Genomic DNA, 12,750 nt, shown 5'->3' with positions numbered 1-12,750 from the left:
TTTAGAGAGGACATTTACGGAGAAAGGTGGAATTTCAGGTGAAGGCAATTCGAGTTGGACTACTAGGATTAGGAACAGTGGGGAGCGGTGTCGTTAAGATTATTCAAGATCATCAGGATAAATTAATGCACCAGATCGGCTGTCCGGTATTAATACAAAAAGTGCTTGTGAGCAATCCCGATAAAAAAAGAGATGTGGATGTGGCAAGAGAGGTCTTCACAACTGAAGTATACGATGTGATTCGAGATCCAGAGATCGACGTCATTATTGAAGTGATGGGCGGCATTGAAGAGACAAAACAATATTTAATAGATGCACTAAATGAGAAGAAGCATGTCATTACAGCCAATAAGGATTTAATGGCGCTATATGGCACAGAGCTTTTACATGTAGCAAAAGAAAACGGCTGTGACCTTTACTATGAAGCAAGTGTCGCAGGTGGGATTCCGATTTTGCGTACACTAGAGGAAGGTTTAGCCTCTGACCGCATCACAAAAATGATGGGAATCGTGAACGGGACAACGAACTTTATTTTAACAAAAATGAATGTCGATAAAAGTGCGTATGAAGATGTATTAAAAGAAGCGCAGGATCTTGGCTTTGCAGAAGCAGATCCGACGGCGGATGTAGAAGGACTGGATGCGGCAAGAAAGATGGCCATTCTGGCAAGACTCGGCTTTTCCATGAATGTAGACTTAGAGGATGTGAAAGTGAAAGGCATCTCGGACATCTCGGACGAGGACATTAATTTCAGTAAACGTTTTGGCTATACAATGAAGTTGATTGGAATTGCCCAAAGGGACGGAGAGAAAGTGGAGGTCAGCGTACAGCCAACTTTACTTCCTGATCATCACCCGTTATCTTCCGTCAACAATGAATTTAATGCTGTCTATGTTTACGGAAGTGCTGTCGGAGAAACGATGTTTTACGGGCCTGGAGCAGGCAGCCTGCCAACGGCAACAGCTGTTGTCTCAGATTTAGTCGCTGTTATGAAAAACATGCGTCTTGGTGTGAATGGCAGTGGATTTATTGCACCGCAATTTGAGAAGAAAATCAAATCATCATCCGAAGTATTTGCTCAGCAATTTTTAAGAATACATGTGAGAGATCAAGTCGGAGCTTTCTCCCGCATTACATCGATTTTTTCTGAAAGAGGCATCAGCTTTGAAAAGATCCTTCAGCTTCCTGTCAAAGGGCATGATGAGCTGGCTGAAATTGTGATTATTACACATCAGACATCAGAAGAAGATTTCTCAAATATCCTGCAAACATTAAACGATCTCGACGTGGTGGTTCAAGTGAAGAGCACGTACCGAGTAGAAGGGAACGGTTTAAGCTGATGAAGTGGAATGGACTCATTGAAGAATTTCAAGAATTTTTACCAGTAAACGAACACACACCTAAACTAACATTAAATGAAGGAAACACACCGCTGATTCATCTCGCAAAGCTATCTGAAAAGCTTGGTATTGAACTTCATGTGAAAACAGAAGGCGTCAACCCTACAGGTTCTTTTAAGGATCGCGGGATGGTCATGGCCGTCGCAAAGGCAAAAGAAGAAGGCAATGATACGATCATGTGTGCATCGACAGGGAATACGTCTGCAGCAGCAGCAGCTTATGCGGCGCGCGCTGATATGAAATGTATTGTCATCATTCCAGATGGAAAAATTGCCTTCGGTAAGCTGGCGCAGGCTGTCATGTACGGAGCAGAGATCATTGCCATTGACGGCAACTTTGATGATGCGCTGAAAATTGTCCGCAGCATCTGTGAAAAAGCACCGATTGCACTTGTTAACTCCGTCAATCCATACCGAATTGAAGGACAAAAAACAGCGGCATTTGAAATCTGTGAGCAGCTAGGCTCCGCACCGGACGTACTGGCGATTCCTGTTGGAAATGCGGGGAATATTACAGCGTACTGGAAAGGTTTCAAAGAATATCATGAGAAAAAAGGCACGGGACTGCCAGTCATGCGTGGTTTTGAAGCAGAAGGAGCTGCAGCCATCGTTAGAAATGAAGTCATTGAGCAGCCAGAAACAGTCGCAACAGCCATTCGCATCGGAAACCCTGCAAGCTGGAAGCAAGCTGTAGCAGCGGCAGATGAATCAAACGGGAAAATTGATGAAGTGACAGATGAAGAAATTCTTCATGCCTATCAATTGATCGCACGTGAAGAAGGTGTGTTTGCAGAGCCAGGCTCTTGTGCATCAATTGCAGGTGTACTCAAACAAGTGAAATCTGGAGAAATTAAGCCAGGCAGTAAAGTCGTCGCTGTACTGACAGGAAACGGATTAAAAGATCCGAATACGGCGATTGATATTTCACACATCAAACCGGTCACGCTGGATGCAGATGAAGATCAAATTCTGGAACATTTAGAAAAGGCCGCACGCGTATGAGTAACGCCTCCATGCTTTTTTCAATCACAGTACCGGGAAGCACTGCCAACTTAGGACCAGGCTTTGACTCAGTCGGAATGGCGCTCAGCCGCTATTTAAAGCTATCGGTCTATGACCATGATAGCTGGCTGTTTGAAGCAGAAACAGATGTCGTGTCTGGTATTCCATCAGGCACCGATAACCTGATCTACCAAACAGCTAAAAAGGTCGCAGATGACTTTGGAAAAACACTCCCGCCTGTTCATGTCAAAGTGTGGAGTGATATTCCATTAGCAAGGGGGCTGGGTAGCAGCGCTGCTGCCATTGTCGCCGCTATTGAGCTCGCCAATCAGTTGCTTGAATTAAAGATGACCGATGATCAGAAGCTCTTTTTTGCAAGTGAGGTAGAAGGTCATCCAGATAATGCGGGTGCCTCTTTATTCGGTGGTTTACTCATCGGTCTTCATGAAGAAGACAAGACACATGCCGTTAAAGTGCAGCATGTGGATGTAGATGTCGTCGTCGTGATTCCTTTTTATGAAGTGCTCACAAAGGATGCCCGTGATGTCCTGCCAGAGGATTTTTCCTATAAACAGGCCGTAAGTGCGAGTGCAGTGAGTAACGTCCTTGTCGCCGCCTTAATGACGCAGAACTGGCCGCTTGTAGGGGAAATGATGAATAAAGATTTATTTCATCAGCCATACCGCACGATGCTTGTCCCAGAGTTGTCCAAGGTGGAGCACGTTGCTTCATTAAAAGGCGCGTATGGAACGGCATTAAGTGGTGCTGGGCCGACTATTTTGACCTTAGTGGAAAAAGGGAAGGGAGAAGCGCTGAAAAAGCAGCTTGCTCAAAATTTCCCGCATTGTGAAGTGGATGTGCTGACGGTGCCGGTAGAAGGTGTCGTCGTCGAGCATCATTCTGTGAATCAAATGAAGAACGTGCTGTGAAGACGCACGTTCTTTTTCTTGTTTTTCATAACAAAAGCAGGGATTATTATTTAGAGAAGCGAACTATTTTTTGATACATAAAAGGGGGCGATCTATTGATGAAGAAATTGATAACAGCAGAGGATTTAACACAAATCGTGTCTGTTTCTCATCCAGTTTATTCACCAGATGGAAAAAAGGCTGTTTTTACAAAAGTAACGGTGAATGAAAAAAAGGATGATTACAATATTCATTTATGGGTTCGAGATGAAGAGACAGGGGAGCTGTCTCAATGGACATTTGATGATGGGAAGCATCATCAGCCAACATGGTCAAAAGACGGAAAGCAGCTTGCGTTTATTTTGCAGAAGCCAAAGGAAGTCCCTCAGCTCGCACTTATTCAGAGCGATGGCGGCGGAATTCGTACCTTAACGAATATTCCTTACGGCGTCTCTCAACCTGTATTTTCACCGGATGGAGCTTTTATTTATGCAGCGGTCTCATTAAAACAAGAAGAATCTGTTCATGATGAAAAAAAGGAAGAGTGCGATGACTTTGCTCCGGCCGTATATGATGATTTGACTTATAAAGCAGATGGCAGAGGCTTTTTAGACGGGCGTCTGACGCAAATTGTAAAAATCGATGTCCGTTCCGGCGAGGTAGAGGTGGTTACGAGTGAGCCCCATCATCATGTGAATCATGTCATCTCTCCTTGCGGGAAGTGGCTTGCGTATATTCAATCAAATCCTCAGACGTTTTACATAAGTGATATCTGTCTCCTTTCCTTAGAGGACGGTACATCCAAGAAAATCACCCAATCAACAGGCGCTTACACGACTGTATCATTTTCTCCAAATGGAGAAAGCCTTTTGTACATTGGACACGAACGTGAATTTGAAAATGCGACCATCCTGTCATTGTGGCTGCATGACCTGAAGGAGAAAAAGACCGTTCAATTGTCAGAAATGCTCGATATGTATGTAGGAAACTGTATGGCAGGGGATAGTGTTATGGGTGAGGCCAATCAGCTTCCACAATGGACAAAGGATAGTCAGGGGTTTTATGCGCTTGTTTCTGATCAAGGGAGTACCGGAATTTATTATTTCTCTATTGAAGGCTTAGCCTATCCCGTTCGTTTAGAGGCAGAACATGTGACGAATTTCAGTCTTCATCCAGACGAATCAAAAATGCTGATCAGCCGTCTTTCATCTGTCTCGCCTAGTGAACTGTATGAGCTGACTTTAGGGGAATCCTCACTCAAGCAAATCACGTTTGAGCATGATGACTTTCTAAAGGAACATGTCATATCCGAACCTGAACCAATTTCTTTCCAGTCAAAAGAAGGAGACGTTGTACATGGCTGGTTGATGAAGCCTGCTCAGATGGAAGAGGGGAAGACATATCCATTAATCTTAGAAATTCATGGCGGGCCGCATGCGATGTACGGTCATACGTATTTTCATGAATTTCAAATGCTCGCCGCTGAAGGGTATGCGATTGTGTACATCAATCCTCATGGCAGTCATGGATACGGACAGATGTTTACAGACCGAGTAAGAGACAGCTATGGTGATGTTGATTATGAGGATGTCATGCTGGCTGTTGATCATGTGCTCGAAGCCTATGACTTTCTTGATGAAACAAGGCTTGGCGTAACAGGCGGCAGCTATGGCGGTTTTATGACCAACTGGATTGTCGGACAGACAGACCGTTTCCGTGCAGCTGTTACACAGCGTTCCATCTCAAATTGGATTAGCTTTTATGGCATCAGTGATATCGGTTATTTCTTTACAAAATGGCAGATTGATGGGGATATTTATGACTCTGTTGATAAGCTATGGGATCGTTCGCCGCTAAAGTATGTAAAACAGGTGAATACACCGCTTCTGATCCTGCACAGTGATGAAGACTACCGCTGCCCAGTCGATCAAGGAGAACAGCTTTTTGTGGCATTAAAGGAGCTTGGAAAAGACACGAGATTAGTCAAATTCCCGAAGGCCTCTCATGATTTATCGAGAAGCGGCCACCCTGGGCAGCGTATTCAAAGACTGACCTTTATTCAAGAATGGTTTAGAGAGAAGTTATCCTAATTAAAAAACGGCCCTGATTGGGTCGTTTCAGCGTGTAGACAAACCCTCGCATTCGGTGTCAGTCCTGCGTTCCGGTGCTCACGAATGTCAAATTCGCTCCGCGCCAGTACTCGTCCTTCCTAGACTGCAAAGGTTTTCTATCACACTGAAAACAAGACAAAGGGCTAAAATTAGCCCTTTGTCAACAATTAAAAAACGGCCCAGTAAGGGCCGTTTTCATGTCATATATGAATTAGAAAACCTGTTCAACTTCTACAACGCCAGGTACTTCTTCTAATAATGCGCGCTCAATACCGGCTTTCAATGTAATGGTTGAACTTGGGCAGCTGCCGCATGCACCAAGAAGGCGTAATTTCACAATGCCATCTTCAATGTCTACAAGCTCACAGTCTCCACCATCACGTAATAGAAATGGACGAAGTTTGTCCAGTACTTCCTGTACTTGGTCTTTCATTTCGACTTCAGTCATTAGATATAATCGCTCCTTTCACAACATATCACCATTATATTCATCTGGACGATAAAAATCTATTGATTGGTTTCAAAGTTTCCTTCTCATTATAGCACAATCTCATCTTGAAACAAAAAGTGATTTTGACTTTTTTCATACAGAAAATTCAGCTAAAATAAAGAAAGAATGGGGGGCTTGTCAAATGAACAAAACCGTTGACCTTTATGTATATGGAAGAGATGTCCTGTGCGCTAGTTGCGTGAATCTGCCTTCTTCAAAAGATACATTTGAGTGGCTAGATGCAGCATTAAAACGAAAATATCCAAATCAGCCGTTTCGCATCACATATATCGATATTGAGCACCCGCCTGAAAACGAACGCCAAAAAGAATTATCTGAACGAATTCTTGATGATGAATTCTTTTATCCGCTTGTCCTTGTTGAGGATCAAATTGTAGGAGAGGGCAATCCGAAATTAAAAGATATTTATCAAGAAATGGAGAAATACGGGTACGAAGAGAGCAGTGAATGAGCTGTTCTTTTTTTAGAAAAATAAATCGAACAAACGTTCCTTTTTAGGTTGATTTAGAACGTTTGTTCGTATATAATGAGAGGAAAGGAGCGTGAGCATCATGAATTATTTACTAAAACAATCTCTTCATCAACAAATACCGATTGATATGATTTATATGAAGAAAAATGGAGAGTGCTCGAAACGAAAAATCATTGTACATCGTCAAACTGAACAGTTCATACAAGCGTATTGTTTATCGAAGAAGACGATCAGAACGTTTCGTAAAGACTGCATCCTTGCGCTTGCTCCTATCAAAGTGAACCATCCATCGGCACATGCCGTTTCATAATAAAAGCTCCTTCATTAGAAGGAGCTTTGAGAAAAAATTCACATCATTTTATCCATTGTGATGCTTGTACATCCAAAGAAGTCCAGATTTTAAGAGTCTTGGAACACGACCAACAAGCGGGCGATCCGCTACTAAGCCAAATCCGGCTTTTTTCCCTAAAGAGCCGAGTACGCCTTTTAACTTAAACTGCGGGTAAGTCTCAGGAAGCGGCTCGTTCTTCCAGCGTTTCTGTAGAGATTGCACAATTTGCTCTGCCTGTGCCTCGGCAAGCTGTGCACTTGGTGCGTGCGGCAAGCTTGCGCAGTCACCTACGACATAGACATGCTCATCTCCAGGGAGATTGTGATGAGGAGTTAAGACGACACGGCCTTGGGCGTCTTTTTCAACATCCATATCTCGCACGACTTTACTTGGCTGAATTCCTGCTGTCCACACGATGACATCTGCTTCAATGGCATCGTCATGGTTGTACACAACTCCTTCTTCAACCTTCGTAATATTGGCGCAATTAATGATCTTTACATCATTTTCTTCAAACCATTTTTGTACATATAAACTTAATCTTTTTGGGAAACTGGAAAGAATCAGTTCTCCGCGGTCAAAAAGAATGATGTTTAAATCAGAACGGCTTTCACGCAGTTCACTGGCCAGCTCTACCCCGCTAAGTCCAGCACCGACGATACCAACCGTTGCACCTGCACTCAAATTGTTTAATTTGTTATACGTATGTCTTGACTGATCAATGGTTTGAATGCTGTATGTATGTTCTTTCGCACCAGGGACATTGTGATACTTGTCCTCACAGCCGAGTCCGATTACCGTATCATCATATGGAAGCGGTTCACGGTCGCTAAATAAGATCTGTTTGTTTTCAATATCAATTTTTTCTACTTCCCCGTATTGAATATCCAGCTTCGGATGCTCTGGAAAAGATACTCGAATGTGATGATCAGAGATCGTTCCAGCAGCAAGTGCATAATATTCTGTTTTTAAACAGTGGTAAGGATTTCGATCAATTAATGTGATAGTAACATCATCAGGTAATTGATTTGGCAATAAGCGGTGGAGAACCCGCATATTCCCGTAACCTCCGCCGATCAAGACTAAATTTTTCATGACGATTCTCCTTTTCCCCCTAGACATTGAAAAACACTTATACTAAAAAACTTTAAGTTAAAATACCAAATAAAATTATATCGAATTTACTGTGAAACCACAATAATTGTTTCAAAATAACCTACATATTCATTACTTAGTCCTAAATAGTAAAACATTTTACGGGGAATAGGCGTAACGATTTATTGAAGCTCATGTTTTGACTAATAGAAGGAATTTCGGTAGGATAGTAAGGCAAATGTGAGGTGAAGCACAGTGTTTCCACTGATCGAATTTTGTGTAAGTAATCTTGCACAAGGGTCTCAAGAAGCAAAAGAGAAACTTGAAAAAGACCCAAACTTAGATGTAATGGAATACGGTTGTTTAAGCTACTGCGGCAAATGTATGGACTCCCCATTTGCCCTTGTGAATGGAGAATTTGTTTCTGGAGAAAATGCAGAGCAGCTAGTTGAGCGTATTTATGCTTTTATAGAGGAAAACGACATGTTTTAAATGCATCGCATGGGTCATGAGGTGCATTTTTTTCATATATTCAGTTTCCGTTTTTTAGGGGAAAATATAGAAAGCGCATCCAATATGTTATGCTAATAAAATATCATCAAAATGAAGCATCACACGAGAGAAAAAGAGGCATATGCATAATAAAAGCCCTTTGCCATGGCAGCAAAGAGCTTCTATGTATGAAAAACGGGGGATGATAAGATTGTCTCCTGAATCGACTCCTTTTATACTATAAAGAAACAACATTTTTGGAGGACGCTCATGACATCATTTCAATTCACGAAAATGCACGGACTAGGAAACAATTATATATACGTCAATCAGATGAAGGAACAGCTTCCAGAAGAGCAGCTGTCAGAGATAGCAATTCAGGTTTCTTCTGTTTATACAGGTATCGGTTCAGACGGAATGATCCTCATTTGCCCATCAGATGTTGCGCCTGTGAAGATGCGCATTTTCAACAATGATGGATCAGAGGGGAAAAACTGCGGTAACGGTCTGCGTTGCGTTGCTAAATATGTATATGAGCATCAAATCGTAACAGACACAACGTTCCAGATTGAGACATTGTCAGGACTCGTTGAGGCGACCGTTCATGTGCAGGATGGTCACGTTCAGTTAGTGACAGTAGATATGGGGAAACCTCGTTTTGAAAAAGAAGCGATGCCGATGCTTGGTGAACCGGCCAGTACAACGATTAATGAACCGCTTGATTTTGGCACGACGACCTTAAATGGAACAGCTGTTTCAATGGGGAATCCCCATATCGTTTTCTATTTAGAAGACATTGAACAGGCGCCGCTTGATTCGCTTGGACCAATCATTGAAAAGCATGACATGTTTCCAGAAGGCGTCAATGTAGAATTTGTTGAACGTGTCAGTGAAACGGAACTGCATTTCCGCGTTTGGGAAAGAGGATCAGGGATTACGCAAGCGTGCGGAACAGGAGCATGTGCTGCGGCTGTATCAACGATTGTGAATGGACATGCGAAAAAAGAAACGGATATGACCGTTCATCTAGCTGGCGGAGACCTCATCATTCGCTGGAAAGACAATGACCACGTGCTGATGACAGGACCTGCTGAAACAATTTGTGACGGCACATTCTATCTCTAAACCATTTATTTGAGAAAAGGCAACATCACGTTTATAATTGAAAAGAAACATCCAGTCAAAAGGAGGGATGATCGTGAGTACACCAGTAACGATTACAGAAGCTGCTGCATTGCAGATTAAAGATATGATGAAAGAACATGAAGAAGAAAATGCGTTCCTACGAGTGGGCGTAAAAGGCGGCGGCTGCAGCGGTCTTTCATACGGAATGGGCTTTGACCATGAAGTTTCTGAGAAAGACACGCAGTTCGAACAGCAGGGCATCAAGGTCCTTGTCGACTCCGAAAGCCTTGACATCATGAACGGCACCATCATTGATTTCAAACAATCACTAATGGGCGGCGGTTTCACGATTGACAATCCGAACGCGATTGCGTCATGCGGATGCGGTTCTTCGTTCAGAACAGCTACCAATACCGGTACGCCGGAAGAGTGTTAGAATTTCAGTATCAATGAATTCTGTAAATCCATTTTGAATAAAAACCTTCTCAATTAGATTATAAATTTGAGGAGGTTTTTTTATGTTCTTTTTTAAAGGTGCTTAAAATTCTAACAAGGTTTTCAACAAGTCTATTTGAAATGATTAGATATAGCATGAGCATACAGTATGTTTCGTACGATAATTAGAATTCATTATTACACCGATTTGCTTTGAAATTCATTAAAATGTTTAGGTGAAAAATAATCCGCAATTTTTTAAAATTTCATTTGTATCAAGTACGGTTGCTTCTTCAATTCCTACATTATTCATTTTCATAAAAGATTGTACAGCTTGATAACCTACTGCATAGCCTGCAAAGGGTGATAATCCGACAGGTTGATATCCTTGTTCTTTTGCAATGTTATCACCAAACATATAACTACTGACCTCAGCAAACCCTTTCGTATATAAAGCGTCTTTAATCACTTCTTTTGAATATTCTAAGTCCTGTTGATCAAAAGAAGTGACCCAAGGTCCTAGCATCTTTTCACCATAAAGTTCTTTTGCAAATGATTCAGCTAAACCTTCTATAATTAAGTAATCTCCAACCGTTACATTTCCGTAATCCCATTCAAAATAGGAAAAACGAATATTATGATGGAATTCATGCGCAATTAGAGCGGGGATCCGTGGGATGTTATAAGAGTTCGGATATATTGAGCATTGGATAAATCCCGGAATTCCTCCAAAGCCACAATACCCTTTTTGTTGTTCTAGCTTTTTCGGATCAGCTATATATAGACCAAATCTCAATTCATCAGAATTTATATGAAGGTTGTGTTTTTTGATAAAATTCATACAATAGTTCAAGGTGGTATTTGCCATTTGAAGAGCTTGAATTTCTTGTAGTTTTTTTAACGCTTGTTTACCAGTTTGTGTTTGTGATACATCAAGATAGCCAAGCATATTGGTTGCCATGATGACATCATAGCCATTTTTTTGTGTAGCTTTTAACGGAACGTTTATCATATTCCACATCTTTTCAAAAGGCCTCATCATGTTGTATCGAAAAAAGTGTTCTTTATTTTCTTTTAGCGAAAACAATTTTTCGTATTGAGCGATTGTATCTTCAATGATGATGTTCATCAGCTTGGACCTCTTTTCTGTTGATCAGCAAATACTTTCATGGCTTCACTCATGAATGAAGCCAAGCCCTCACCATATTGATCTATATTTTTTGTGAATCGTTCATCTTGAATATAAAGTTGACCTAATCCATAAAATGCCTCGAGGGAGTATTGAGTAAAGTGATTATTTAAAAATTCATACCATTCTCTGATGGCGGCTTGTACCTCTTTGGATTGAGGAGTGAGGTTGCGGAGGGATGCTAAGTTATGAAAAACTCTATCCCATCTTAAAGATAAATCATGTTGTTCATCTTTCGACAATCGACTTAATTTGAAGTTCACGTTATCAATGGACTGATTCCCCCAGCGACAGCGAGCTTCTTCTTCATATTGGTTGAATTTCATATTCATTCCCTTGAACCTCTCTTTATTTGTTAGGTGAATTTCTCCCGTTATATGTTTTAGCGTCTTATCAATATTTTCAATCATTCTATCGAGTGTATTTCGTTTTTCCATCAACATTTTTCGTTGTAATATAAATGCTTCATGTTTATCAAATGACGGATTGTTTAGGATTTCTTTTATTTCCTTTAAGTTAAATCCCAGTTCTCTGAAAAATAATATTTGCTGTAGTGTTTCAAGGTTTTCTTCTGAATAAAGCCGGTAACCAGCATCCGTGACTTCTTTTGGGGTCAACAAACCAATTTGATCATAATGATGAAGTGTACGAATACTAATATCAAACAATTCAGCGACTTCTTTTACTTTCATATTCAACACATCTCCTTATGATATTCACTATAAAGTATGACGTTACGTGAGGGTCAATAGAAAGGGATCAATGAAGGTGTAAAAATGAAAAAAAGACACTCATTCAGCGTCTCTTTCTCAAATTGCTTCTTCTATTTTCAATAGTTCTTTATCCAAGACATCCACCAACTCTTGGGTGCTAAACATATAGATCACCACTTCTTTATTGCCATCTTCCACATGGACTTCAATTTCAATTTTAATCTTTGCTGTTTTTTCATGGTACACCACTTCAAAAGTGCCCATTCTTTTTGTTTCATTGTTTTTATTCATTTTTTGAACGTTGGTGAGTATCTGTTTGATTTCTTGATCACTCAAACCAGCATCTAAAATCGAAGTAGACACATGTGTTAAAAAAGGTTCTAGCTGATCAACATCCATATTCAATCCGGCAGCGAATTGAGCATAGTGTTTGTTATAGTCTTTTGCAAACACTTCAACTGAACCACCAATCATCAGTAACAAGCTCAAACTAATCACGAAACGTTTTATCATCTTTCCACCTATCCTTCATGACTTCATGACGATCTTCTCCTTCTTATATCGGCTGAACCAATCAAACCTTCATTGATTCCATTTCTTCTCAAACAATTCATAAATCGCTCAATTTTGTTACAGCTTGTCCTCACAACTGGCTATTTCCACTCGAAAAGAGTATCATGAGAACCAAACATAAACTGTCATCAGAAAAGAGGTTGCTGAGGTTTGAGTGAACAAATCAATTGCAGGAACTGTCATGAACTGATTCCGTATCGTTCAAAAACATGTCCATCTTGCGGGATAGACAAGCCGCTTCCGAAAAAGGAACGTGTGAAGGATCGGGTGATTTTGGTTGTGGCAGGAATTGTTGTGGTGTTACTTGCTGCAATGGTACTTGGAATGGCGAATGCCTATATTGGGATTTTTAAATAAACAAAAAAGGAGTTCCGCAGATGGAACTCCTTTTTTT

General features: G+C 41.0%; 14 protein-coding genes and 1 pseudogene. 10 read left to right on the top strand and 5 right to left on the bottom strand.

The features are described from left to right. Positions 1-38 precede the first annotated feature (38 nt). The 4 genes from M2369_RS04220 (at position 39) to M2369_RS04205 (ending at position 5,399) form a co-directional block, all read left to right on the top strand. Complete coding sequence (locus M2369_RS04220; RefSeq protein WP_024719752.1) at positions 39-1,340, top strand: homoserine dehydrogenase; 1,302 nt, start codon at positions 39-41, stop codon at positions 1,338-1,340. Next, positions 1,340-2,401, top strand: a complete 1,062-nt coding sequence (gene thrC / locus M2369_RS04215; RefSeq protein WP_048002236.1) for a threonine synthase — start codon at positions 1,340-1,342, stop codon at positions 2,399-2,401. The genes M2369_RS04220 and thrC overlap by 1 nt, the downstream gene beginning before the upstream one ends. Further along, a complete protein-coding gene (gene thrB, locus M2369_RS04210; protein ID WP_007500423.1) occupies positions 2,398-3,330 on the top strand; it encodes a homoserine kinase in 933 nt (310 codons plus the stop codon). Before thrC ends, thrB begins: the two co-directional genes overlap by 4 nt. A 98-nt stretch (positions 3,331-3,428) precedes the next feature. Next, positions 3,429-5,399 carry a S9 family peptidase gene (locus tag M2369_RS04205; protein WP_259253409.1) on the top strand — a complete coding sequence of 657 codons (1,971 nt, stop codon included), beginning with the start codon at positions 3,429-3,431 and terminating at the stop codon, positions 5,397-5,399. Between the two features lie 232 nt (positions 5,400-5,631). On the opposite strand, the pseudogene M2369_RS04200 reads toward M2369_RS04205, so the two are convergent. Then, a pseudogene (locus tag M2369_RS04200) lies at positions 5,632-5,931 on the bottom strand (NifU family protein). A gap of 121 nt (positions 5,932-6,052) precedes the next feature. Between M2369_RS04200 and M2369_RS04195 the strand changes: the two are divergent. Together M2369_RS04195 and M2369_RS04190 are read left to right on the top strand one after the other, a co-directional pair. Then, on the top strand, positions 6,053-6,382 hold the full coding sequence (locus M2369_RS04195; RefSeq protein WP_008346819.1) for a YuzD family protein: 330 nt from the start codon (positions 6,053-6,055) through the stop codon (positions 6,380-6,382). 100 nt (positions 6,383-6,482) lie between these two features. Then, on the top strand, positions 6,483-6,713 hold the full coding sequence (locus M2369_RS04190; RefSeq protein ID WP_008346816.1) for a WYL domain-containing protein: 231 nt from the start codon (positions 6,483-6,485) through the stop codon (positions 6,711-6,713). A gap of 48 nt (positions 6,714-6,761) precedes the next feature. Here M2369_RS04190 and M2369_RS04185 read toward each other — a convergent pair whose 3' ends face one another. Next, the gene (locus M2369_RS04185) at positions 6,762-7,829 is read right to left on the bottom strand and encodes an NAD(P)/FAD-dependent oxidoreductase (protein ID WP_058213651.1); all 1,068 of its coding nucleotides are present in this window, start codon (positions 7,827-7,829) and stop codon (positions 6,762-6,764) included. A 255-nt stretch (positions 7,830-8,084) separates the two neighbouring features. On the opposite strand from M2369_RS04185, the gene M2369_RS04180 reads away from it, so the two are divergent. From M2369_RS04180 to erpA, 3 genes are all read left to right on the top strand, one after another. Continuing rightward, positions 8,085-8,321, top strand: coding sequence for a YuzB family protein (locus M2369_RS04180; RefSeq protein ID WP_008346813.1), 237 nt, complete (start codon positions 8,085-8,087; stop codon positions 8,319-8,321). Between the two features lie 270 nt (positions 8,322-8,591). Further along, entirely contained in the window at positions 8,592-9,446 is an 855-nt protein-coding gene (dapF, locus tag M2369_RS04175) for a diaminopimelate epimerase (protein ID WP_041091838.1), read from the top strand. A gap of 73 nt (positions 9,447-9,519) precedes the next feature. Continuing rightward, the gene (gene erpA / locus M2369_RS04170; RefSeq protein WP_017358921.1) at positions 9,520-9,882 is read left to right on the top strand and encodes an iron-sulfur cluster insertion protein ErpA; all 363 of its coding nucleotides are present in this window, start codon (positions 9,520-9,522) and stop codon (positions 9,880-9,882) included. Between the two features lie 231 nt (positions 9,883-10,113). Here the strand turns inward: erpA and M2369_RS04165 are convergent, their stop codons facing one another. From M2369_RS04165 to M2369_RS04155, 3 genes are all read right to left on the bottom strand, one after another. Further along, the gene (locus tag M2369_RS04165) at positions 10,114-11,010 is read right to left on the bottom strand and encodes a DUF2268 domain-containing putative Zn-dependent protease (protein ID WP_017367976.1); all 897 of its coding nucleotides are present in this window, start codon (positions 11,008-11,010) and stop codon (positions 10,114-10,116) included. Continuing rightward, positions 11,010-11,762, bottom strand: coding sequence for a MerR family transcriptional regulator (locus tag M2369_RS04160; protein ID WP_259253407.1), 753 nt, complete (start codon positions 11,760-11,762; stop codon positions 11,010-11,012). Before M2369_RS04160 ends, M2369_RS04165 begins: the two co-directional genes overlap by 1 nt. A gap of 117 nt (positions 11,763-11,879) precedes the next feature. Beyond that, the gene (locus tag M2369_RS04155) at positions 11,880-12,296 is read right to left on the bottom strand and encodes a hypothetical protein (protein WP_259253406.1); all 417 of its coding nucleotides are present in this window, start codon (positions 12,294-12,296) and stop codon (positions 11,880-11,882) included. Positions 12,297-12,506: 210 nt separating this feature from the next. Between M2369_RS04155 and M2369_RS04150 the strand changes: the two genes are divergently transcribed. Next, positions 12,507-12,713, top strand: coding sequence for a hypothetical protein (locus M2369_RS04150; protein WP_008346803.1), 207 nt, complete (start codon positions 12,507-12,509; stop codon positions 12,711-12,713). Positions 12,714-12,750: the final 37 nt, after the last annotated feature.

This window comes from Bacillus sp. JUb11, from assembly GCF_024807925.1.
Lineage (GTDB): Bacteria > Bacillota > Bacilli > Bacillales > Bacillaceae > Bacillus > Bacillus altitudinis.
The sequence above is the reverse complement of the archived record's forward strand: the minus strand, read 5'-3'. Positions and strand labels throughout refer to the sequence as shown.